Annotated in this window: 23 protein-coding genes; 5 read left to right on the forward strand and 18 right to left on the reverse strand. The window is 72.6% G+C overall.

The window, feature by feature from the left end:
* Positions 1-12: 12 nt before the first annotated feature.
* The gene (locus AB0N84_RS07175) at positions 13-1,377 is read left to right on the forward strand and encodes a M23 family metallopeptidase (protein WP_363544719.1); all 1,365 of its coding nucleotides are present in this window, start codon (positions 13-15) and stop codon (positions 1,375-1,377) included.
* A gap of 148 nt (positions 1,378-1,525) precedes the next feature.
* Entirely contained in the window at positions 1,526-2,362 is an 837-nt protein-coding gene (locus AB0N84_RS07180) for an exodeoxyribonuclease III (protein WP_069712372.1), read from the forward strand.
* Positions 2,363-2,479: 117 nt separating this feature from the next.
* Here the strand turns inward: AB0N84_RS07180 and AB0N84_RS07185 are convergent, their stop codons facing one another.
* Positions 2,480-3,403 (reverse strand): AEC family transporter, encoded by a 924-nt coding sequence (locus tag AB0N84_RS07185; protein WP_069712371.1) that lies wholly within the window; start codon positions 3,401-3,403, stop codon positions 2,480-2,482.
* A 107-nt stretch (positions 3,404-3,510) separates the two neighbouring features.
* Here AB0N84_RS07185 and AB0N84_RS07190 point away from each other — a divergent pair, with 107 nt between their 5' ends.
* Both AB0N84_RS07190 and AB0N84_RS07195 read left to right on the forward strand, forming a co-directional pair.
* Entirely contained in the window at positions 3,511-4,095 is a 585-nt protein-coding gene (locus tag AB0N84_RS07190) for a nitroreductase family protein (protein ID WP_259346093.1), read from the forward strand.
* Positions 4,096-4,188: 93 nt separating this feature from the next.
* Positions 4,189-4,947 carry an HAD-IIB family hydrolase gene (locus AB0N84_RS07195; protein ID WP_182046089.1) on the forward strand — a complete coding sequence of 253 codons (759 nt, stop codon included), beginning with the start codon at positions 4,189-4,191 and terminating at the stop codon, positions 4,945-4,947.
* A gap of 79 nt (positions 4,948-5,026) precedes the next feature.
* Here the strand turns inward: AB0N84_RS07195 and AB0N84_RS07200 are convergent, their stop codons facing one another.
* Both AB0N84_RS07200 and AB0N84_RS07205 read right to left on the reverse strand, forming a co-directional pair.
* On the reverse strand, positions 5,027-5,650 hold the full coding sequence (locus AB0N84_RS07200) for a phosphoribosylanthranilate isomerase (RefSeq protein WP_182046090.1): 624 nt from the start codon (positions 5,648-5,650) through the stop codon (positions 5,027-5,029).
* A gap of 61 nt (positions 5,651-5,711) precedes the next feature.
* A complete protein-coding gene (locus AB0N84_RS07205; protein WP_289459154.1) occupies positions 5,712-6,764 on the reverse strand; it encodes a serine/threonine-protein kinase in 1,053 nt (350 codons plus the stop codon).
* A gap of 199 nt (positions 6,765-6,963) precedes the next feature.
* Here AB0N84_RS07205 and AB0N84_RS07210 point away from each other — a divergent pair, with 199 nt between their 5' ends.
* Complete coding sequence (locus AB0N84_RS07210; protein ID WP_069712366.1) at positions 6,964-7,167, forward strand: DUF2945 domain-containing protein; 204 nt, start codon at positions 6,964-6,966, stop codon at positions 7,165-7,167.
* A 3-nt stretch (positions 7,168-7,170) separates the two neighbouring features.
* Here AB0N84_RS07210 and AB0N84_RS07215 read toward each other — a convergent pair whose 3' ends face one another.
* From AB0N84_RS07215 to AB0N84_RS07285, 15 genes are all read right to left on the reverse strand, one after another.
* Positions 7,171-7,929, reverse strand: coding sequence for a DedA family protein (locus tag AB0N84_RS07215; RefSeq protein ID WP_363544726.1), 759 nt, complete (start codon positions 7,927-7,929; stop codon positions 7,171-7,173).
* Between the two features lie 309 nt (positions 7,930-8,238).
* Positions 8,239-10,365: a fructose-specific PTS transporter subunit EIIC gene (locus AB0N84_RS07220; RefSeq protein ID WP_363544729.1), complete on the reverse strand. Its 2,127-nt coding sequence runs from the start codon at positions 10,363-10,365 to the stop codon at positions 8,239-8,241.
* 74 nt (positions 10,366-10,439) lie between these two features.
* Positions 10,440-11,465 (reverse strand): hexose kinase, encoded by a 1,026-nt coding sequence (locus tag AB0N84_RS07225; RefSeq protein WP_363544732.1) that lies wholly within the window; start codon positions 11,463-11,465, stop codon positions 10,440-10,442.
* The gene (locus AB0N84_RS07230; RefSeq protein WP_182046095.1) at positions 11,462-12,250 is read right to left on the reverse strand and encodes a DeoR/GlpR family DNA-binding transcription regulator; all 789 of its coding nucleotides are present in this window, start codon (positions 12,248-12,250) and stop codon (positions 11,462-11,464) included. Before AB0N84_RS07230 ends, AB0N84_RS07225 begins: the two co-directional genes overlap by 4 nt.
* Before the next feature lie 140 nt (positions 12,251-12,390).
* Positions 12,391-12,945 (reverse strand): DUF2231 domain-containing protein, encoded by a 555-nt coding sequence (locus AB0N84_RS07235; protein WP_363544735.1) that lies wholly within the window; start codon positions 12,943-12,945, stop codon positions 12,391-12,393.
* A gap of 93 nt (positions 12,946-13,038) precedes the next feature.
* The gene (locus tag AB0N84_RS07240; protein WP_363544738.1) at positions 13,039-14,283 is read right to left on the reverse strand and encodes an ABC transporter permease; all 1,245 of its coding nucleotides are present in this window, start codon (positions 14,281-14,283) and stop codon (positions 13,039-13,041) included.
* Positions 14,280-14,987: an ABC transporter ATP-binding protein gene (locus AB0N84_RS07245; RefSeq protein ID WP_363545021.1), complete on the reverse strand. Its 708-nt coding sequence runs from the start codon at positions 14,985-14,987 to the stop codon at positions 14,280-14,282. Before AB0N84_RS07245 ends, AB0N84_RS07240 begins: the two co-directional genes overlap by 4 nt.
* Positions 14,988-15,064: 77 nt before the next feature.
* Positions 15,065-16,111 carry a peptidoglycan-binding protein gene (locus AB0N84_RS07250; protein WP_182046096.1) on the reverse strand — a complete coding sequence of 349 codons (1,047 nt, stop codon included), beginning with the start codon at positions 16,109-16,111 and terminating at the stop codon, positions 15,065-15,067.
* Positions 16,108-16,587: a hypothetical protein gene (locus AB0N84_RS07255; protein WP_363544741.1), complete on the reverse strand. Its 480-nt coding sequence runs from the start codon at positions 16,585-16,587 to the stop codon at positions 16,108-16,110. The genes AB0N84_RS07250 and AB0N84_RS07255 overlap by 4 nt, the downstream gene beginning before the upstream one ends.
* A gap of 60 nt (positions 16,588-16,647) precedes the next feature.
* Complete coding sequence (locus AB0N84_RS07260) at positions 16,648-17,154, reverse strand: hypothetical protein (protein ID WP_363544743.1); 507 nt, start codon at positions 17,152-17,154, stop codon at positions 16,648-16,650.
* Between the two features lie 48 nt (positions 17,155-17,202).
* Positions 17,203-18,372 carry a HAMP domain-containing sensor histidine kinase gene (locus AB0N84_RS07265; protein ID WP_363544745.1) on the reverse strand — a complete coding sequence of 390 codons (1,170 nt, stop codon included), beginning with the start codon at positions 18,370-18,372 and terminating at the stop codon, positions 17,203-17,205.
* Positions 18,354-19,007, reverse strand: a complete 654-nt coding sequence (locus AB0N84_RS07270; protein ID WP_069712034.1) for a response regulator transcription factor — start codon at positions 19,005-19,007, stop codon at positions 18,354-18,356. The genes AB0N84_RS07265 and AB0N84_RS07270 overlap by 19 nt, the downstream gene beginning before the upstream one ends.
* 23 nt (positions 19,008-19,030) lie before the next feature.
* Positions 19,031-19,153, reverse strand: coding sequence for a hypothetical protein (locus tag AB0N84_RS07275; RefSeq protein ID WP_284445386.1), 123 nt, complete (start codon positions 19,151-19,153; stop codon positions 19,031-19,033).
* A gap of 54 nt (positions 19,154-19,207) precedes the next feature.
* Positions 19,208-21,376, reverse strand: coding sequence for an AAA family ATPase (locus tag AB0N84_RS07280; protein ID WP_363544748.1), 2,169 nt, complete (start codon positions 21,374-21,376; stop codon positions 19,208-19,210).
* A 53-nt stretch (positions 21,377-21,429) separates the two neighbouring features.
* The gene (locus AB0N84_RS07285; RefSeq protein ID WP_363544751.1) at positions 21,430-22,824 is read right to left on the reverse strand and encodes an MFS transporter; all 1,395 of its coding nucleotides are present in this window, start codon (positions 22,822-22,824) and stop codon (positions 21,430-21,432) included.
* Positions 22,825-22,881 lie beyond the last annotated feature (57 nt).

Consider the following 22,881-nt stretch of genomic DNA (forward strand, 5'->3'; position numbering starts at 1 on the left):
AGGCTCGTGCCCGTGACTCGTCCCACAAGCCACAGCGCCCTGCGTCCGACCGTCCGTCTCCGTCTGCTCGCCACCGGGCTCGCCCTGACCGGTCTGCTCGCGACGGTGCTCGTCGACGCCCCGAGCGCGAGCGCCGCGAAGTACCCCTCGTGGGACGACGTCATGGCCGCCCGCGGTCAGGAGTCGGCGAAGCAGGAGCAGATCACCGAGATCCGGGGCATCATCTCCGGGCTCGAGGACGAGGTCGCAGCGGCCGAGGCCGAGGCGAAGCGCCTCGGCGACGAGTTCTTCGCCGCCCAGAGCGAGGCACAGGACGCCGCCGCGAAGGAGCAGCGCCTCCGCTCCGACGCCGACGAGCACGCCGAGGTCGCCGAGCGCAGTGCCGCCCAGGCCGGGCAGTTCGCCGCGCAGATGGCACGGCACGGCGGCGCGGACGTCACCGCGTCCGTGCTGGCCGAGGGCGAGGACGCCCGTGACCTGCTGTACGACCTCGGGGCACTCAGCAAGCTCTCCGAGCAGGCCGAGCGCGTGGAGACGGCGGCGACGGCCGACGCGGCGGTGGCCCGCTCCCTCACGGCGCAGGCGGACCGGGCGAGCGAGGCGCTCGAGGAGCTCGCCGCCGAGGCCGAGGAGAAGATGCAGGCGTCCCAGGCCGCTGCCGACCAGGCGCAGGACGCCTACGCCGAGCAGCAGGCCAACAAGGCGCGACTCGACGCCCAGCTCGCGACGCTGACCTCGGGTCGGGTCCGGACCGAGGCCGAGTTCGCAAAGGGCGAGGCCGAGCGCAAGGCGGCGGAGGAGAAGCAGCGGCGCGAGGCCGAGGCGGCCCGCCAGCGTGAGCTCGAGCGGCAGCGCCAGGCGGCGGCCGCGGCCAACTCCGGTGGTGGCGGTGGCGGTGGCGGCGGCACGAGCGCCCCGGTCGGTGGCACAGGCGGTGGTGGCGGCGGTGGCGTCGGATCTGGTTCGGGTACCGGCTGGGTCCGTCCCGGCGGCGGCTACGTCATCAGCCCGTACGGCTACCGCATCCACCCCATCACCGGCGTCGGGACGATGCACGACGGCCTCGACCTCACGAGCGGCTGCTCGACGGCGATCGTCGCCGCCTCGGCCGGCACGGTCGAGTACGCGGGCTGGTACGGCGGCTACGGCAACTACGTGCGGATCAACCACGGCGGCGGTGTCGCGACGGCCTACGGGCACATCGTCAGCGGCGGCTTCCGCGTGACGCCCGGGCAGCGCGTGTCGGCGGGGCAGCTGATCGCGCTGGTCGGCTCGACCGGCAACTCGACCGGCTGCCACCTGCACTACGAGGTGCACATCAACGGTGCGACCACCGACCCGGCGCCGTTCATGGCGGCGCGCGGCGTCCGCTTCTAGCCCGCGCGGTCCGCGCGGGAGCGGCGGCGGGGCGCGGTCGCTCCGCGATCACGACACCCCGCCCGCCGATCGACACGTGCGGTGTCGCACGACGCCACGGGCCACCGCGCCGACCCCCGTGCCAGCCGCCACCGGTAGGTTCGATCCCATGCGCGTGGCGACCTGGAACGTGAACTCCGTCCGCACCCGAGTGGGCCGGATCGTCGACTGGCTGGTGCGCGAGGACGTCGACGTCCTCGGCATGCAGGAGATCAAGTGCAAGCCGGAGCAGTTCCCGGTCGACGCCTTCGAGGCCGCCGGCTACCAGGTCGAGGCCCACGGGCTGAACCAGTGGAACGGCGTCGCGTTCGCCAGCCGGCTGCCGATGGAGGACGTCACCCGCGACTTCCCCGGCCAGCCGGGCTTCCTCAAGGGCCACGAGGGCCCGGACCTGCCGGTCGAGGCCCGCGCGATGGGCGTCACCGTCGACGGCGTCCGGCTGTGGAGCCTCTACGTGCCGAACGGCCGCGAGCTCGGCGACCCGCACTACACGTACAAGCTCGACTGGCTGGCCGAGCTGGCCGACCGTACGACGGAGTGGCTCGACGCCGAGCCGGAGACACCGCTCGCGCTCATGGGCGACTGGAACGTCGCGCCCCTCGACCGCGACGTGTGGGACGTCCGGGCGTTCGAGGGTTCGACGCACGTCAGCGAGCCCGAGCGTGCGGCCTTCCGCGAGTTCGAGGCCCGCGGGCTGCAGGACGTCGTCCGTCCGATCGTCCCCGAGGGCTACACGTACTGGGACTACAAGCAGCTCCGCTTCCCCCGCAACGAGGGCATGCGGATCGACTTCGTCCTCGGGTCCCAGGCCTTCGCCGACGTCACCGTGGCGGCGACGATCCACCGCGACGAGCGGAAGGGCGACGCGCCGAGCGACCACGTGCCGGTGTCGGTCGACCTCGACCTCGAGACCTCGCTCGACGACGACCGCCCGATGATCTTCTGACCCGGCGGCCGGTCACACGGCCGCCGGTCGCACGACCGCCGCGAACGAGCACGACGTGCCGTGCGTCGACCGCCGAGCGGGCTCGATCCGTCGCGCCCGGCCCCGGGCCACGCGCCGCTACGGGTGCAGCAGCGCCGCGACGAGCACCAGCACGGGCACCGACCCCACGGTCGTGATGAGGACCACGTCCCGCGCCACCGGCACCGCCGCCCGGTACCGCTGCGCGTAGTTGAAGACGTTCTGTGCCGCCGGCAGCGCCCCGAGCGTCGTGAGCACGAGGACGTCCTCGTCGTCGAGCCCGAAGACGAACCGGGCGAACACGTACGCCACCGCGGGCATCAGGATCAGCTTGAGCCCCGAGGCGACGAGCACGTCCGGCCGGGTCGAACGGTCCCGCAGCGGTGCGGCGCCGTGCAGGCTCATGCCGAAGGACAGCAGCACGAGGGGCACCGCCGCTGCGCCGACGAGCGCGAACGGCTCGAGCACCGGGGTCGGGATCTCGAGGCGGAGCGCCGAGCAGACGAGCCCCACGAGCGAGGCGATGATGATCGGGTTGCGGAACGGTCCGACAACACGCGCCCGCCACCCACCACCGTTCGCCGTCGCCGCATCGAGCACGGTGAGCGCGAGCGGTGCCAGCACGACGAGCTGCAGCAGGATCACCGGCACGACGGCCGTCGCCTGGCCGAGCACGTAGACGGCGACCGGCAGACCGATGTTGTTGGCGTTCACGTAGCCGGACGCCAGGGCACCGACCGTCGTCGTGGCCAGGGACCGGCGCAGCACCAGGCGGAAGACCAGCACCGCGACGACCGCCACGGTCACGGCGCTGACGAGCGAGACCCAGAGCATCGGTGACAGCAGCGTCTCGATGTGCGCCGTCGCGATGGTGTGGAACAGCAGGCACGGCATGAGGACGAAGAACGCCAGGCGGCTCATCACGAACTGCGCGTGCGGGCCGAGCAGGCCGGTGCGCCCGACGACGTACCCGGCGGCGATGATCGCGCCGATGATCGCGAACCCGGTCAACACGCCACCCATCGGGTCCATCCTCGCACCCCGGCCGCGGACCCGAGGCCGTTTCATGTGAACGCACTCAGCCCCGAAATGCGTTCGCATCGAACACCGTTGCACGCACCATGACCTCGATGCCTGCCACGCTCAGCCGTTCGACCGATTCCAGCCAGCCGCTCGTGCCGCTGCTCGAGGAGCGCTGGAGCCCGCGTTCCTACGACGAGTCCGCGACGATCTCGGACGCGCAGTTCGACGCCGTCCTCGAGGCCGCTCGCTGGGCGGCGTCCGCCATGAACCACCAGCCGCGCCGCTTCATCGCCGGCCGCCGTGGCACCGAGACCTTCGCCAAGATCAACGAACACCTGCTCGGCTTCAACGCCGCGTGGGCCTTCCGCGCCAGCGCGCTGGTCGTCGGGATCCTCGAGATCGCGACCGAGGACGGCGACGAGCGCCCCTTCGCGCAGTACGACCTCGGTCAGTCGCTGACGGCGCTCACCGTGCAGGCGCACGCCGAGGGCCTCCACGTGCACCAGATGGCCGGCATCGACGCCCAGGGCCTCCGCGCCGCGTTCGACCTGCCCGAGCGGTTCGTGCCCTACACCGTGACCGCGATCGGCACCGTGGCGGACCCGTCGCAGCTCGACGAGAAGGCCGCCGAGCGCGAGGTCGCCCCGCGCACCCGCCTCCCCCTCGACGAGGTCGTGCTCGTCAAGGAGTAGTCCCCCGCAGCGAGGAGTCTCCCGCAGCAGCACGACGGCCGGGTCCCGACGGGGCCCGGCCGCCTCTGCACGGGCGTCTGGCAGGATCGACCCATGACCACGCCCCGCCTCGTCGCCTTCGACCTCGACGACACGCTCGCGCCGTCGAAGTCCCCGCTCGACCCGCGCATGCTCGAGACCTTCGCCGCCCTGCTCGCCACCGTGCCGGTCGCGGTGATCTCGGGCGGCAACTTCCAGCAGTTCGAGCAGCAGCTCGTCCACCCGCTGCGCGACCGCGACGGACTCCCGCTCGACGACCTGCACCTGCTGCCGACCTGCGGCACCGCGTACTACCGCTGGTCCGGGTCGGACTGGGCGCTGCAGTACGCCGAGGACCTCACCGACGACGAGAAGACCCGCGCGCTCGCCGCCGTCGAGACCCAGGCGAAGGCCGCCGGCTACTGGGAGTCCGAGACCTGGGGCCCGATCCTCGAGGACCGTGGCTCGCAGGTGACCTTCTCCGCGCTCGGGCAGTCCGCCCCCGTCGACGTCAAGAAGCGCTGGGACCCGACCGGCGAGAAGAAGGACCACCTGCGCCGGCTCGTGCAGGCGGAGCTCCCCGACCTCGAGGTGCGCTCGGGCGGCTCGACCAGCGTCGACATCACCCGGAAGGGCATCGACAAGGCGTACGGCATGCGCCGCCTCGCCGAGCTCACGGGCATCGACCTCGACGACATGCTCTTCGTCGGCGACCGCCTCGACCCCGAGGGCAACGACTACCCGGTGAAGGCCCTCGGCGTGCCCTGCCACGCGGTGGAGGGCTGGGAGGACACCGACGCGTTCCTGACGGAGCTCATCCCCACCCTGCGCTGACGCGCACCTGACGGACGGGAGGCGCGGTGCCAGCTTGCACCGCGCCTCCCGTCCGTCGCATGGTGCGTCGCGTGGTAGGTCAGGGGATGCTGCGGACCGCCTCGACGAACGACCGGATGCGTGCGACGTCCTTGACCCCGCGCTCGGACTCCACCCCGCTCGACACGTCGACCCCGTCGGGGTCGAGCGCCTGCACCGCGGCGACGACGTTGGCGGGCGTCAGCCCGCCCGCGAGGATCCATGCCTCGTCGATCCTGCCCGCGATCGTCGCCGGGTCGACGAGCTGTCCGCTCCCCGGCACGGCGGCGTCGAGCAGGAGCAGGTCGTGGTCGAAGGCCGCCCGCTGCTCCGGGGTCTCGCGGAGGTAGTCGTCGGTCGAGACGGCACGGATGGTGAAGAACCCGGCGTCCCGCGCGCGGGCGAAGTCGCTCGCGGACTCTCGGCCGTGCAGCTGGAGGGTGGTGAGCCCGACCTCGGACGCGATGCCGACCACCTCGTCGATCTGCTGGTCCCGGAACACCCCGACGGCGTCGATCCCCTCGGGGATGCGCTCGACGAGCTCCTTCGCGAGGTCCGCGGTCACGGTGCGGGGGCTGCCGGCGGCGAAGACGAAGCCGACCGCGTCCGCGCCGGCGTCCACGGCGGCGTCCACGGTCTCGGGCGTCGACAGGCCGCAGATCTTGATCCAGCGCTGATCGCTCATGCGTCCATCCTGCCAGGGCCGGCGGCCGCTCGGACCCGGTCCGCGCACGGCGGGACCGACGTCAGTGCAGGGTCCCCGCGACGTACGCGGCGGCGCAGGCAGCCAGCACACCGAAGGTCGCGAAGGACCCCACCAGGACGTTCCGTCGACGCCAGCGGCGGACCGCGCTGAACGTGCCCCGCTTGGCGTGCCGGTGCGCGGCGCGGTGCATCTTCGTGTCCCGCTTGTGCTTGATGCGCTCGGGACCGAGCGGCACCGGACCGGTGACCTGCGTCGACCCGCCGCGGAGCGCGCTCGCGACCGCCACCGCCGTCGGCCGCTTGGCCGGGTCGCGGTGCGTCATCTTGGCGAGCAGGTCCTTCCAGTCCGGACCGACCTCCTCGGGGACGTGCGGGTCGTTGCGGAGCCGCGCGAGCGCCGCCTCGATCAGGGTGCCGGAGTACTCCTGCTTGCCGGTCAGCGACTCGAGCAGCACCAGGCCGAGCGAGTACACGTCGGTGGCGAAGCCGATCGGTTCGCCGGCGACCTGCTCGGGGCTGAGGTAGGCGGCGGTGCCGATGATCGTGCCGTCGTTGGTCAGGCGCGAGCCGTCGACGAAGTGGGCGACGCCGAAGTCCGTCAACTTGACCGACCGGGCGAACCCGGAGGCACCCTCGTCGTTGATGAGGATGTTCGCCGGCTTGACGTCCCGGTGCACGATGCCGCGGGAGTGCACGTAGGCCAGGGCGTCGGCCAGCTGGGCGCCGAGGTCGGCCACCTCGTAGTTGTGCAGGGCCCCACCGGCGAGACGACGCAGCAGCGTGGTGTCGGCGATGAGCTCCATCACGATGAAGCGGTGCGGGCCGTCCTCGAACTCGTGGGTGCCCGCGTCGTAGAGCGGCACGAGGCCGGGGTGCGAGAGCATGCTCAGCAGCCGGATCTCGCGCTCCTGGCGGACGCGGTCGGCCGTCGTCATCGAGTCCGGCGTCGCGAAGAGCTTCACGGCCACGGCGCGGTAGGTGTGCTCGTCCCGGGCCTCGTACACGGACCCCATCCCACCGGTTCCGATGAGCTTGACGAGGCGGTACCGGGCCGCGAGGACCGTGTCCGCTCGTGCGCCGTCGACCAGGGTCATGGGGTACATCGTTCCGTCCGGAGCCATCGGGACCGCGGCAGGCGCCTGCGTGGTGACTCACGGGCAACGGTACGCGTCCCACCTCGATCCCGCAGGGGCGTTACGACATCGTGATGGGGGACAGATCGCCGGAGATCCGCGGATGCGTGCGGGTAGCGTCCGGACTCCGCGATCTCGAGGACTACGCAAGGAGGACATCATGGCGCTGTCGAAGGGCGACGAGGTGCACTGGAACACCTCGCAGGGCAAGACGACCGGGACCGTCGTCGAGAAGAAGACGAAGGACTTCACGTTCGACGGGCAGCACTTCAAGCCCACCGACGACGACCCGTACTGGATCGTCGAGTCGGAGAAGTCCGGTAACAAGGCCGCCCACAAGGAGTCGGCCCTCACGAAGAAGTGACCGTCAGTCGTTCGCGGGTGTCGCACGTCGGCGCCCGCGAGCGGCCTCGGCCGGTGCCTCGCTCTGCCGCTCCGCACGGTCGGATCGCGCACGGCGGACCCGGCGGACGACGAACGTCACGACGACCACGGCGATCGCGACGTACAGCACCCGGTCGATCCACTCCGTGTACTGCTCGACCTTGTCGTACTGCGTGCCGAACGCCGCTCCCAGGAGGATGAGCGCGCTGTTCCAGATGCCGCTCGCGATGATCGTGAAGAGCGAGAACGTCGCCAGGTGCATCCGGTCTGCGCCGGCCGGCAGCGAGATGAGGCTCCGGACGATCGGCACGAACCGGCCGAAGAACACCGCGCTCTTCCCGTGCCGGTGGAACCAGTCGGCGGCCTTCCGGAAGTCGTCCTCGTCGACGAGCGGCAGCCGGCCGAGCCAGCGCACGGTCCGCTCGAAGCCGATCGCCGCCCCGAGCCAGTAGAGCACGAGCGCCCCGAGGTACGACCCGAGCGTGGCGAGCAGCAGCACGAGCACGAGGTTCATCCGCCCGGCACCGGCGAGGAAGCCCGCGAGCGGCAGGATCACCTCGGACGGGATCGGCGGGAACACGGTCTCGACGAAGAGCATGAGTGCGACGCCCCACTCCCCCAGGGCGTCGATGAGCTGGAGCACGAGGCCGGACAGGCCGCCGAGGTCCTCCGTCCCCTCCGTCCGGGACCCCGCCGTGATCGTGGCGGGCAGGGTCGGCGGCAGCGTCAGGGCGGTCGTCATGCCGCCAGTGTCCCTGAGTGTCCTGACAGACCGCGGTGCGTGCGCCCGACCGTCTCCAGGTGCCGACGTCGCCTCGAGACGCCGGTGTCGACCCGAGACGCCTCCGACGTGCCCGGCCGTGGGTCGCCGAGGTTCCGAGACTCGCCGTTCCAGGGCCGTCGAGGTTGCACGGGTGGGTGTGCAGGCGCTCGAGGTTCCGACATTGCGGAACCTCGACGACCAGTCACGGGCGCTGCGCGCGCACACGACGGACGGGAGGCCCGTGGCGGATCCGCCACGGGCCTCCCGTCCGTCAGGTGGTGACGACCGCTACACGGCGGCCGGTGCGCGCTGGCCGACCGTCTCGCCGGCCACGGCGGCCTGCTCGGCCGACGCCGCCTCGGCGGCGGGCGCCCGACGCACCCACTTCTTCAGCCCGACCAGGACGAGCGCGGAGACGACCGTGCCGGCCAGGATCGCGACGATGAACATCGCGATGTCCCCGATCGCGAAGAACACGAAGATGCCACCGTGCGGAGCGCGCGACGTGACGCCGGCACCCATCGAGATCGCACCCGTGACCGCGGCACCGATCATCGAGGCGGGGATGACGCGCAGCGGGTCGGCCGCCGCGAACGGGATCGCCCCCTCGGAGATGAAGGACGCGCCGAGCAGCCAGGCGGCCTTGCCGTTCTCGCGCTCCGGCTTCGTGAAGCCGTTGCGGTACAGCACGGTCGAGGCGAGCGCCAGGGCCAGCGGCGGGACCATGCCCGCGGCCATCACGGCCGCCATGATCTCGAACGGCACCACGTTCGTGGCGGTGCCCGCACCGAGGCCGGCGACGGCGAACGCGTAGGCGACCTTGTTGACCGGGCCACCGAGGTCGAAGGCCATCATCAGGCCGAGGATGATGCCGAGCAGGATCGCCGAGGCACCGGAGAGCGAGTTGAGGAACCCGGTCAGCTGGGTCATCAGCCACGCGATCGGGCCGCCGAGCACGAGGAGCATGAGGCCCGAGGCGATGATCGACGCGAACAGCGGGATGATCACGACCGGCATGAGGCCACGGAGCCAGCGCCAGGTGGGGATGCGTCCGATCCAGTAGGCGGCGGCACCGGCGATGAGACCGCCGACGAGCCCGCCGAGGAAGCCGGCGTTCATGAAGACGGCGATCGACCCGGCGACGAAGCCCGGCGCGATGCCCGGCCGGTCGGCGATCGCGTAGGCGATGTACCCGGCGAGGGCGGCGACGAGGAACCCGAGGGACACCCCACCGATCTGGAACGCGGCGGCGCCGAGGTAGTAGCCGAGGCCCTCCGGCGGCAGGTTGAGCAACGTGTAGTTCGTCAGCGTGTAGACGGCGTTGTTCTGCCCGGAGTCGCCGTGCGGCAGCGCGATCGCGTAGCCGGAGAGCAGGAAGCCGAGCGCGATGAGCAGCCCGCCGCCCGCGACGAACGGGATCATGTAGCTCACACCGGTGAGCAGCCAGCGCTTGAGCGCCTGGCCGAAGTGCTCGTCGGTCTTGGTGGACTCCGACGTGCTCGCGGCGCCGCCCTGCACGCGTGCGGCGTGCGGGTCGTCGGCCGCGCGGATGGCCTCGGCGATCATCGCGTCGGGCTCGTCGACACCGCGCTTGACCGGTCCGGAGACGAGCGGCTTGCCGGCGAAGCGCCCGCGGTCGCGGACGTCCACGTCGACCGCGAAGACGACGGCGTCGGCACGGGCGATGATCGCCGGGTCGAGGGGCTCGACCTGCGAGGACCCCTGCGTCTCGACGTGCATCTCGGCACCGGCGCGCTCGGCCGCGGCGACGAGGGCGTCGGCGGCCATGTAGGTGTGCGCGATGCCGGTCGGGCACGCGGTGACGCCGACGATGACCTTGCGCGCACCGGTGGTGCCGCTGGTCGCGCCGCCGGCTGCGGCTGCCTGCGCGGGCTGCGTGGTCGGACGGGAGGCACTGCTCGCGTTCCCGACGCCGGCTGCGGCGACCTCGCCACCCACCTCGCGCTGGACGAGGTCGACGACCTCCTGCGGGGTGGACGCGGCACGCAGCGCGGCGGTGAAGTCCTCGCGGATGAGCGCTCGCGCCAGGGTCGACAGGACCGTGAGGTGGTCCTTGTCGGCCCCCTCGGGCACGGCGATCATGAAGACGACGTCGGCGTCGCCGTCGGGGGCGCCGAACGGCACCTTCCGAGCGAGGCGCGAGAACGCCAGCGTCGGGCTCGACACCGAGGCCGACCGGGCGTGCGGGATCGCGATACCGCCGGGCACGCCGGTGCCCACGCTCGCCTCGCGCTTGATGGCGTCCTCGGCCAGGGTGGCGCCGTCGGCCGCGCGGCCGGTCGCGGCGACGCGGTCGGCGAGCACGCGGATGACGTCGGACGACGTCCCGCCGAGGTCCTCGTCGAGGCCGACGAGCTCGGCGCTGATGAGGCGCTGCGTCGTGTCTGCGGACATGGGGTTGCTCCTTTGCAAGGGCGCCGTGGCGCGGGCAGTACGGGTGGTGGGGTGGCGCAGGGGTGGGTGTCCGGTCAGGCGATCGGTGCCGGGACCTGCGTCGTGTGCAGGGTCCGGACGGTCACGCTGCCGGGGTCGGTGTGGTCGAGTGCGGGGACGTCGCTGCCGGGGAGGGCCGCGGCGGCAGCTCCCGTGGCGACGGCCTGGGCGAGGCGGTCGGCGGCGGACGCCCCGGCGACCTCGGCCAGCAGGTAGCCGGCGAGGGACGAGTCCCCCGCGCCGACCGTCGAACGGGCGACGATCCGGGGTGCGGCGGCGGCGAAGGCGCCCTCGTCCGACACCAGGACGGCCCCGGCGCTGCCGAGCGTCAGCAGCACCGTGTCGACGTGCTTGTCGCGAAGCCGGTGCGCCGCGGCGACGGCGGCCTCGAGGTCCCGCTCGTAGACCTCCGGGTCACCACCGACGACCTCGGCGAGCTCCTCGGCGTTCGGCTTCACCAGGTCGATCCGCACCCCGGACTGCAGCAGCGCGGTGAACGGGACGCCCGACGAGTCGACCGCGATCCGGACGTCGTCGCCGTGCCGCCGGCGGACCGCGCGGACGAGCACGGCGAGGGCGTCGTCGGGCAGACCGGGCGGGAGCGAACCGGCGAGGACGACCCAGCGGGCGGCCGGTCCGGTCGGCGTCGGGCCCGCGGCGTCGGCCACGAGCGCGGCGAGGTCGTCGAGCCGTCCGGCCAGCGAGGGGCCGGGCTCGTTGAGCTTCGTCGTCGTGCCGGTCGGCTCGGTGACGGTCACGTTCGACCGCAGCGGCGCACCGATCGGCAGCGCGAGGGTGGGGATGCCCCGGGTCGCCAGGCCGAGCAGGACGGGGTCGAGCTCGTCGCCCGGCAGGACGGCGAGGGTGTCACCACCGCTCGCGACGACCACGCGGGACACGTTGACGCCCTTGCCGCCGGGCTCGGCCGTGGTGCGCACGGCACGCTGGACGGCACCGCGCTGCAGCTCGCCGCCGAGCTCGATCGTGCGGTCGAGGGACGGGTTGGGCGTCACGGTGACGATGCGGGTGCTGTGCTGGACGGTGCCGTTCTCGGGCCTCATGCGACCACGACCTCCACGTCGGCGTCGGCGAGCGCGACGGCGAGGTCCGCCGGGGGCTCCTGGTCGGTGACGAGCGTGTCGATCTCGTCGAGGCGTGCGAAGCGCATGAGCGCCTCCACCCCGTGCTTCGCGGCGTCGGCGAGCACGACGCTCCGGCGCGCGGCGAGGACGTACGCGCCCTTCACGCCGGCCTCGTACTCGTCGGGCGTGCTCAGCCCGAAGCCCGCGGACAGGCCGTTCGTGCCGACGAAGGCGACGTCGGGACGCAGCCCGGCGATCTGCTCGACGGTCGCGGTGCCGACGGCGGCGCTCGTCACCCCGCGGACCCGGCCGCCGAGCAGGTGGAGCTCGACGTGGGCGCTGTGCTGCAGGACGGCGGCGATCGGCACGGAGTTGGTGACGACGGTCAGGGTCGCCCCGGGCGTCGCGGGTTCCCACCGTGCGAGCTCGGCGGCGACGGCGGCGCAGGTCGTGCCCGCGTCGAGGGCGATCGAGCCGGTGAAGGTCGACGGCACGAGCCGCATCGCGGCGCGCGCGATCGCGGTCTTCGCGGTGCCGTGCTGTCCCTCGCGCTCGGCGACGCTGAGCTCGACGACGCTCGACCGACCGACGGGGACCGCTCCCCCGTGCACCCGGCGCAGGACACCGGCGGTCTCGAGGGCGTCGAGGTCGCGCCGGACGGTCTCGGTGGTCACGTCGAAGTGCTCGGCGAGGTCGGCGACCGACACCCGCCCGGCCGACTGCAGCGCGGCGGCGATGGCGTCCTGCCGCTCCGTTGCGTACATGCCCGAACTCCTTCGTTCCCGTTGGTTTCAGGAACTGTACGTCCAGAAGCAACACGAATGCAACTGTTCCGCAGGTGAACCAACACGAACGCAACGAACGCCCGATCCGCAGCAGCGGATCGGGCGTCCAGGACGGCGGGTCAGGCGTCGAACGGCACGCGGTCGCTCGACCCGACACCGGCGCGCTGGCGGTACGACAGGTGGCCGCCGAGGTACCCGCCGACGCCGACGACGGTCGGCCCGACGAAGCCGAGCGCCTTGCCCGCGGCGGTGTTGCCCTTCCGGCGCTGCCACCACGACAGGCCGAAGAACGTGATGCCGACCCAGTTCACGGCCTGGTGCACCCACCCGGTCCGACGCTGCTCGAGGGACAGTTCCGCCCAGTCGACGTACCCGGCGATCGAGGCACTGCCGGCCGAGGCGATCCCGACCCCGGTCAGCGTCTGCGCGGCCCGCGCGTTGCCCTTCCCGCCGATCGTGTCGAGGACCGCCGCCGAGATCCAGGCACCCAGCGGCACCTGCACCATCAGCGGGTGCAGGGGGTGACCGAACGGCACGCCGTGCAGCAGCTGCCGCAGGGCCTTCGGCTTCGCGACGGCACGGACGACGCGCGTGTCGAGGTCGACGGCCTTGTCGAGCACGCTCGCGTGCTCGATGGAGTCGGTCAGGCGGCGGATGATCGGCAGCTCAGGCATGCCCTGGACGCTAGGCCGGGAGGCCCGGTGCCGGTTCCAGGAACCGGCACCGGGCCTCCAGACCGGTGCGCTGCGCGGATCACGCGCCGCCGCTCAGACGGCCGCCAGTGCCGACGTGGGTGGGATGCGCGCAGCGCGCGCAGCGGGGTAGAGCCCGGAGACGCCGCCGATCACCACGGTCGCCGCGAGGCCACCACCGACCGCCCAGAGCGGGATCGCCACCGGCCAGCCCTGACCGACCGCGAAGGTGATGGTCACCGCGAGCCCGATGACGACGCCGGCCACGCCCCCGAGGAACGACAGCAAGAGCGACTCCACCAGGAACTGGTCGCGGATGTTCCGTCGACGGGCACCGAGCGCGCGGCGGACGCCGACCTCGGCCCGGCGTTCGAGGACGGTGATCACCATCGTGTTCGCCACGCCGATGCCCCCGACCAGCAGGGCGACCCCGCCGATGCCGACGAGGAGGCCCGTGAAGGAGTCGTCCGTCGCGTTCTTCGCCGCGAAGGCGTCGGACGGACGGGTCACGCCGACCTCCTGCGGCCGATCGGGCCGGACCGCGTTCGCCAGGACGTCCCGCGCCGCTGCTACGCGCTCCGGGTCCACGCGGGTGTAGACCGCCGTCGGGTGCCCGTCGAAGCCGAGGGACGCCGCGAACCCCCGCGGGACGAAGACCTGGTTGTCCAGGTCCTCCGCGAGCTGCATCGGCGCGAGGATCCCGACGACCTGCACCCGCTGCCCGCCGATCCACACCGCGGTGTCCGGGCGGAGCCGGTCGATCCCGAGGTTCTCGGCCGCCGCCGCACCGAGTACCGCCTGCGCCGGAGCGTCCGGCGACGGGTCGACCCAGTGGCCAGCCGCGAGCGACCCGCCGAGCACCGCGGGGATGTCGCCCCACGTCGTCATCACGCCGACGCCCTTCGTCTCCGCGGCCGGCACGAAGGGGCTGCGGTAGACCCGGCCGTCCTCCGCCTCGCCGACGCCCGCGGCGGCCTGCACGTCGGGCTGGCGGAGGACGGACTCGACGGCGGTCGTGGGCAGGGGCGCGACCTCCCCGAACCCCTGCGCCTTCGTCACGGTCAGGACGTTCGTCCCGAGCGCGTCGAGCACCCGGTCGAGCGCCGCCTTGCTCGACGACGAGATCCCGACGACGGCGATCATCGCGGCGATGCCGATCGCGATGCCGAGCGCCGACAGCACGACCCGGCCCGGCCGCGTCCGGAGGCCGAAGACCCCGAGCCGGAGGAGGTCACCCGGACCGACCGTCCGTGTCCGCGGCCCCGCTGGGCGCACCGTGTGCGCGCTCGTCGTGCGCGGGCTCGTCGAGTGCGCGCTCACCGGGCGACCCCGGCGATCGCGTCGGCGAGCGCCCCGGCGTCCGACGTGCTGGAGTCCTCCTCGACGGCGCCGTCCCGCATGCGCACCTGCCGCGGCAGCGAGGCCGCCAGGGCGAGGTCGTGCGTGATGACGAGCACCGTCGTCCCGCCGTCGTTCAGCTCGCGGAGCAGTGCCAGGATCCGCTGCCCGCTCGCGCTGTCCAGCGCTCCGGTGGGTTCGTCGGCCAGCAGGATCGTGGGGTCGCCGACGACGGCGCGGGCGATCGCGACGCGCTGTTTCTCGCCGCCAGACAGCTCGGTCGGGCGGTGACCGACACGGTGGCCGAGACCGACCCGTCCGAGGGCGTCCTCCGCGCGCTCCAGGCGGGTGCGCCGCGGGACCCCGGCGTAGAGGAGCCCGTCGGCGACGTTCTCCGCCGCCGTCGCGCCCGCCTGCAGGTGGAAGTGCTGGAAGACGAACCCGATGTGCTCGGCGCGGAGCCGCGAGAGGTCGTCGTCGCGCATCGACCCGACGTCGTGCCCGGCGATCCGCACGGTGCCGGACGTCGGTCGGTCGAGCGTGCCCACCGTGTTGAGCATCGTGGACTTGCCCGACCCGGAGGGGCCGACGACCGCCACGAGCTCCCCCGCGGTGACGTCCAGCGAGACGCCGCGGAGTGCCTGGACGTCGCCGTAGGTCTTCACGACGTCACGGAGGTGGACCACCGTCGCCGCCGCGGTCGGCCCGGCGGTCGGCCCGGCGGTGGGCCCGGCGGCTGTTCCCTCGGCGAGGGGCGCGACGCTCACGAGGGCACCACGACCTCGTCGCCCTCGTGCACGGCACCGGTGACCGCCGCGCGTCCGTCGGCGACGAGTCCGACCTCGACGCGGACGCGCTTCGTGGTGCCGTCACGTCGGACGACCTCGACGCTGTACTCGCCGCCGCGGCCGCCGGCGGCGAGCGCCTGCACCGGCACGGACAGCACGTCCGTCGCGGTCTGACCGGGCGCCTCGACCTGCACGGACGCCGCAGCCGGCAGCTGTCGGTCGCCGGCGTCGAACGCGATCGTGGTGACCACGGTCTTCCCATCGCCGTCCGCCTCGCTCGTCTCGGCGTCGACCACCTCGCCGTCGACCGGGGCACCGCCACCGTTGATCCGGACGCGCACCTTCGCCCCGACGGGCAGGCGCTCCGCGTCGGTCTGCGACACCGAGGCGTTCACGACCCGCTTGGTGCTGGTCACCTCGAGGACGTCGCCGGCGGCCGGCTGCCCGAGCTTCGCGACCACCGAGTCGACCCGCACGGCCCCGTCGACGAACACGACGTCGTTCGCCGTGATCGTCCCCGTGCGCTCCAGGCCCCGGTCCCGCTGCCACCGCTTCACGGCGGCGAGCGTGCGCTTCCCGAAGACCTCGTCGACGGAGACGTCGTACCCGAGCGCAGCGAGGTCCTCGTTGAGCTGCCGGACGTCGGCACCCTTGTCGCCGTACTCGAGCGTCCGCCAGAGCGGCGTCGTGCCGTACATCGCGCGGACGGGCCGCTCGTCGACCGCGTAGAGCGGCTGGTCCTGCTCGACGACCTGCCCGGGTTCCGGCAACCAGGTCACGGTGCCGGATGCTGCGCCGGGCACACCGGTCGGGGCGCCGTACCCGAGGGTGCCGGCGAACACCTTCGAGTCGGTGAGGTCGCCCTTCGTGACGGGGGCCGTGGCGTGGTGCGTCCGGCCCTGGGCGGCGGACGACTCCTGCGGCGCACCGCCGACGACCGCCCACGTGCCGAGGCCAGCGGCCAGCACGGCGACCAGGCATGCCGAGAGGACGGCCGTGCGCTTCGTCGTGGTGCTGTTCACTGCGTCACCACGCTCGCGCCGGCCCCTTCGTAGCACTTCCGGAGCACCTCCCCGAACTCTGGGTCACCCGCGGGCGGGGAGTACGCGTCGGCGTCGCGGGAATCGTCCGGGTAGTCGGCGTACCCCGCCTTCCGCATGCACTTCCCGACCTTCGTCTGGATCGCCAGGAACTCCGGATCGTTCTGGGCCTCCTCGGCCTGACGCGCGGTCTCGGGATCGTGCTCCTTCGTGCACTTCTCCAACACCTCCTGCCGATCGGAGATGTCCCCGTCGGTCGGGAAGCGCTGGTAGTCGTCGTCGGTCACGTCGTAGCCCGCGTCGCGCATGCAGGACGCGACGGCGTGAGCGACGCTCGACCGGGCAGATCCGGACGACGAGGATGCAGGGCCCGGTCCGGCTGCGGAACAACCGGCGAGGACGCCGGCGAGGACGAGGATCGCGGCGGCGATCCCGGTGCGGGTGGCGATGGTGGTCATGGTGGTGTCTCCGATGCTCGTCGTGCTGGTGGTCAGGTGCCGGTGGTCAGGTGCCGACGATCACCGGCCCAGCTGCTGGGTGTCCGGGGCGTGCTTGCTCAGGCAGGACGAGAGGGTGTCCTGGAACTCCGGCTCCTGTGCGCGCGGGTAGTCGCTGTAGTTGATGAGGCCCGGTTCCTGCTCCGGCGCATCCGGGTACTGCTCACGGACGCAGGAGTCGACCGCGGCGTACTGGCGCTTCCACTTGTCCTTCTGCGCCGAGTCGGCACCCGTGATGCCGAGGTCCGATGCGCACTTGCCGGACGCCTCGGTGAAGCGCTGCGCGTCCACGCCGGCCGGCGAGGTCACCGCCCCGCTCCGGACCTGGTCGTCCGACGGGTCCTCGACCTGGAAGCCGGCGGTACGCATGCAGTCGCCCCACTTCGCGCCGACCGATGCCGCAGCGTTTCCGGTGGACGGCGAGGTCGGCGTCGAGGAGCAGGCGGCGAGGGCGGTCGGCCCGACGAGCGCGAGGGCGAGGACGGCGGCGGCGCGGACCAGTCGGGGGGTTCGTGTGGTGTCGTTCATGTGCTCCAGCACATCGCACACGGTGTTTCGCCAGCGTGTGGCGGAGGGTTACACCGACGAAACAGCGGGCGGGCGGACGAGCACGGCGACACGCAGCCCGCCACCGGGACGCGGTTCGATGCGGACGTCCCAGCCGTGCGCATCGGCGATCGCGACGACGATCGACAGCCCCAGACCGCTGTGCCGCTTCGATCCGGCGTGCCCACCGCGGTGGAACGGCTCGGTCAGCGTCGCGACGTCTGCCGACGGGACGAGCGGCCCGGTGTTCTCCACGGTGACACCGCACGGCCCGGTCCGGACCAGCACCGCGCCGCCGTCGTGGTTGTACTCGACGGCGTTGTCGACGAGGTTGGCGACGAGCTGCCGCGCCAGGAGCGCCTCGCCGGTCAGCCCGACCGGAGCGGAGGCGCTCTCGGTGTGGATCGTCACCCCGACACCCTCGGCCTGGGGTCGGGCCTGGGCGACGACGTCGCGGACGATCGTGTCGAGGTCCACCGGCGCGCCGCGGTCCTCGAGCCCGCGCTCGGCCTCGGCGAGCACGAGCAGCGACTCGACGAGGTGCTCGGTCCTCCGGTTCTGCTCCAGCAGCTCGCTCCGGACCGACGCGACCTCCCCAAGCGAGGCGTCGTCGGGCAGGCCGATCTGCAGGGAGGCCCGCTGGACCGCGAGCGGGGTCCGGAGCTCGTGCGCCGCCTGCGCCACGAACCGCCGCTGGCTCGCGAACGCCGCCTCGAGCCGGTCGAGCAGGGCGTCGATCGTCGCCGAGAGCCGTCGGAGCTCGTCGTCGGGTCCGTCCAGGGCGACCCGCTCGTGCAGCGTCGACGCCGAGATGCGGTTCGTGGTGGCCGTGATGCGGTCGATCGGGCGCAGCACCCTGCGGCTGAGGATCCATCCGAGCACGCCGGCGAGCACGCCGGCCGCGACGATGCCGACGGCGGACCACTGCCACTGCTGGGCGGCGACCACGCGGACGAACGCGGCACTGCCGCTCACGCCGGTGGACACGCGTGCGGTCGCGTCCGGATCGGGCGCGATGGACGCGACGTGCGACCACGTCGAGGTCGGACCGGAAGCGTCGGCGGTGACGCTCAGCGATCGCTGCGACGCGAGGTTCACGAACACCAGGACGCCCGCAGTGAGCACCATCGACGACACCGCGAACCCGACGGCCGTCCGGGTGCCGATGCTCCAGAGCCGCGTCACAGCGCGTACCCGCACCCCGGCACGGTCCGGATCGGGTCGGGGGTCCCGAGCTTCTTGCGGAGCTTCGACACCGTCACCCGGACGGCCGCGGTGAACGGGTCGATGTTCATGTCCCAGACCTTCTCGAGCAGTTCCTCGGACGACACGATCCGGCCGTCCGCGCGGAGCAGCACCTCGAGCACCCCGAGCTCCTTGGAGGTCAGGTCGAGCGGGCGGCCGTCCCGCGTCGCCACCCGCCGGTTCGAGTCGAGGACGAGACCGTCCCGCTCCAGCACCGGCGCCACCGGCGGCACGCTCCGCCGCCCCAGGGCACGCACCCGGGCGACGAGCTCCGGGTACTCGAACGGCTTCGCGAGGTAGTCGTCCGCGCCGAGCTCGAGCCCGTGCACGCGGTCCGCGAGCGCGGTCGCGGCGGTGAGCATGAGGATGCGGGTGAGCGAGCCGCGGGCGGCGAGCCGACGGGCGACCTCGTCCCCGTGCAGCCCCGGCAGGTCGCGGTCGAGCACCACCACGTCGTAGTCGTTCACCGCGAGGAGTTCGTCCGCCTCGTCGCCCCGGTAGGCGACGTCGACGGCCATGTCCTGGCGGCAGAGCCCCTTCGCGACGAGGTCGGCCAGGGAGGTCTCATCGTCCACCACGAGTACACGCACGCGTGACATTTCACATGCATTGCTTAGGAGTCGGCTGAGTCGAGGTGCACCGTCCCCCGCCGTTCGTCGACCCGCACGACGTACTCGGTCGCACCCGCGGACCGGGCGATGAACAGGGGGACGGTGTCGACGGTCTGTGGTTCCATGCGCCCACCGTCCCGCCTGCGCTGTTTCGCCGCCGTAACGCTCCCGGCGTCGACCTACTCCTCGACGATCTCCGCCAGCTCGAACGGCTCCACCGTCAGTGCGTCGCCACCCGCGGCGACGTCGACCCGGACGGTGTCGCCGTCGCGCACGTCGCCCGACAGGATCGCCCGCGCCAGCCGGTCGTCGATCTGCCGCTGCATCAGGCGGCGGAGCGGGCGGGCCCCGTACACCGGGTCGTACCCGCGCTCCGCCAGCCACCCGCGGGCGGAGGGCGTGACGGCGAGCTCGAGTCGTCGGTCGGTGAGGCGTCGCGCCAGCCGGTCGACGTCCAGCGAGACGATCTGACCGAGGTCCTCGGTGGTGAGCGCCTGGAACACGACGATGTCGTCGAGCCGGTTCACGAACTCGGGTCGGAACGCCTGCTGCACGAGCTCCCGCACGGCCTCCTCGCGCTGGACCTCGGTCAGCGTCAGGTCGGTCATGAACTGCGAGCCGAGGTTCGACGTCAGGATCACGATCGTGTTCCGGAAGTCGACCGTCCGACCCTGCCCGTCCGTGAGCCGGCCGTCGTCGAGCACCTGGAGCAGGACGTCGAAGACCTCGGGGTGCGCCTTCTCGACCTCGTCGAGCAGCACCACGGAGTACGGGCGCCGACGGACGGTCTCGGTGAGCTGCCCGCCGGCCTCGTACCCGACGTACCCGGGCGGGGCACCGATGAGCCGCGCGACCGAGTGCTTCTCGCCGTACTCGCTCATGTCGATGCGGACGAGGGCCTTCTCGTCGTCGAACAGGAACTCGGCCAGCGCCTTGGCCAGCTCGGTCTTGCCGACGCCGGTCGGGCCGAGGAACAGGAACGAGCCCGTCGGACGGTCCGGGTCCGAGATCCCGGCGCGGGTGCGACGGACCGCCTCGGACACGGTCGACACCGCAGCGCGCTGCCCGATGATCCGGCGGCCGAGCTCGGTCTCCAGGTGCAGGAGCTTCTCGGTCTCGCCCTGCAGCAGGCGGCCCATCGGGATGCCCGTCCACTGGGCGATCACGGCGGCGATGTCCTCGTCCGCGACGCTGTCGTTCACCATGCGGTCCGCGCTCTCGGCCTGCTCGGCGGCGGCCAGCTCGGCCTCGATGCGGGGCTTCTCGCCGTACTCGAGCCGCGAGACCGTCTCGTAGTCGGCCTCGCGCTGAGCGCGCTGGCTGCGCATGTTGAGCTCGTCGAGCTGCTGCTTGAGCTCACCGATGCGGTTGAGGCTCGCGCGCTCGGCCTGCCAGCGCTGCTCGAGCTCGTCGAGCCGCGCCTGCCGGCTGTCGAGCTCGGCGCGCAGGGTCGCGAGCCGCGCCTTCGAGGCGTCGTCCCGCTCCTGCTTCAGCGCGAACTCCTCGACCCGCAGGCGGTCGACGCTGCGCTTGAGCTCGTCGATCTCGACCGGGCTCGAGTCGATCTCCATGCGGAGCCGGCTCGCCGCCTCGTCGATGAGGTCGATCGCCTTGTCCGGCAGCTGTCGACCGGAGATGTACCGGTTCGAGAGGCTCGCGGCGGCCACCAGCGCGGAGTCGTTGATCGTCACCTTGTGGTGCGCCTCGTACCGCTCCTTGAGTCCGCGGAGGATCGCCACGGTGTCCTCGACGCTCGGCTCCCCCACGAACACCTGCTGGAAGCGCCGCTCGAGTGCGGCGTCCTTCTCGATGTACTCGCGGTACTCGTCGAGGGTCGTTGCGCCGATCAGCCGCAGCTCGCCGCGTGCGAGCATCGGCTTGAGCATGTTCGATGCCGCGACGGAGCCCTCGCCGCCGCCGGCACCCATGAGTGTGTGCAGCTCGTCGATGAAGGTGATGACCTGGCCGTCGGAGTCGTCGATCTCCTTGAGGACGGCCTTGAGCCGCTCCTCGAACTCGCCGCGGTACTTCGCCCCGGCGATGAGCGCGGACATGTCGAGCGACACGAGTCGCTTGTCCTTCAACGAGTCGGCGACGTCGCCGGCGACGATGCGCTGCGCCAGGCCCTCGACCACGGCGGTCTTGCCGACACCCGGCTCGCCGATGAGGACCGGGTTGTTCTTTGTCCGGCGCGTCAGCACCTGGGAGACGCGGCGGATCTCGGCGTCACGGCCGATCACCGGGTCGAGCTTGCCGCTCCGCGCGATCGCGGTCAGGTCGACGCCGTACTGCTCGAGGGCGGTCTTCTGCCGTTCCTGCGAGTCTGGGGCGCCCTGGAGGTTCGCCATGCGGTCCGTCCTTTCCGTGCGGTGGTGGTGTACTTGAGTCTACTGCACTCAACTTACGAGCGCAGCGGTGCATTCCGGATCCCGACCGCGCTGACGACGGCGCCGGCCGCCAGCAGCAGCGCCATCACGACCATCGCGCGGTGCAGTCCGTCGACGCTCACCCCGCCGCCCAGGACGACGCCTGCCAGGGCCACCGTCACCAGCCCGGCGATGCGGGCGACCGCGTTGTTCACGGCGGATCCGGCACCAGCCTCCGCCTGCGGCACCGATCCGAGCACGGCACTCGTCAGCGGCGTCACCATGGTCGCGATCCCCGCGCCGATCAGCACCAGCCCGGGCAGCACCGACCACCAGTAGCCCGCCGGGTCGTCGCCGGCGAGCAGCATGAGCAGCGCGCCGACCGCGGCCACGGCCGGCCCGGCGGCCATGAACCACCGCGGACCGTACCGGCCGGAGAACGAACCGACCGTGGTGGACAGCGCCAGGAGCATCAGCGTGGGCGGCAACGTCGCGAGTCCGGCGACCCAGGCGGGGAAGCCCCACACCTCCTGCAGGAACAGGGTCACGACGAAGAACACCATCCCGAGCGCCCCGTAGATCGAGAGCGTCGCCAGGTTGCCGACCGTGAAGTTGCGCGCCCGGAAGAGCTCGAGCGGCACCAGGGGCGAACCGGCGGTGCGGGTCACGCGGAGCTCCCACGGCACGAACGCCACGAGGGACGCCGCGCCGAGCACGAGTGCGGCGACCACCACCGGGGCGCCCCACCCGAGGCGCTCCTGCTCGATCAGGCCGAGGACGACACCGCCGACCCCGAGCACGGCGAGCACCGCGCCGACGACGTCCACCCGGGGGCGGTCGCCGGTCCGGACGTCCCCGGAGATCCGCCGGACCAGGGGGATCGTCACCGCGATCGGCACGGCGGTCACCACGAAGATCCACCGCCAGCCGATGCCGTCGACGATCAGTCCGCCGACGACCGGCCCGAGGATGGACGCCGCACTCGACCAGGCCGTCCACGACCCGATCGCCTTCGCCTGCGCGGCGCCCCGGAACGCCGCGACGATGAGCGCCAGGGCACTCGGGGTCACCAGCGCCCCGCCGACGCCCTGGAACGCCCGGGCGACGACCAGCACCTCGCCGGTCGGTGCGATCGCGCACACCACCGAGGCGACGCCGAAGACCACCAGGCCCCACCGGATGATCCGGACGCGGCCGAACAGGTCGGAGAGGGAGCCGGCGACCAGGATCAACGAGCCGAGCGTGACCAGGTAGGCGTCCACGGTCCACTGCTGCACGACGAGACCACCGCCGAGCTCCCCCCTGATCGCCGGCAGGGCGACGTTGACGACGCTCGAGTCGAGCCCGACGACGAAGGACGCCAGGATCGCGACCACGAGGACCACCCGGCGGTCGTCGCGGAGCGGAGCCGTTGCGGCCGGAGCGGTCATGCGCCCATCATCCTCGCCGGCGACACCCGGCGACCGGTTGCACCGACGAAACAGCGC

It is taken from the genome of Curtobacterium sp. NPDC089185 (genome assembly GCF_040685235.1).
Taxonomy (GTDB): Bacteria; Actinomycetota; Actinomycetes; order Actinomycetales; family Microbacteriaceae; genus Curtobacterium; species Curtobacterium citri.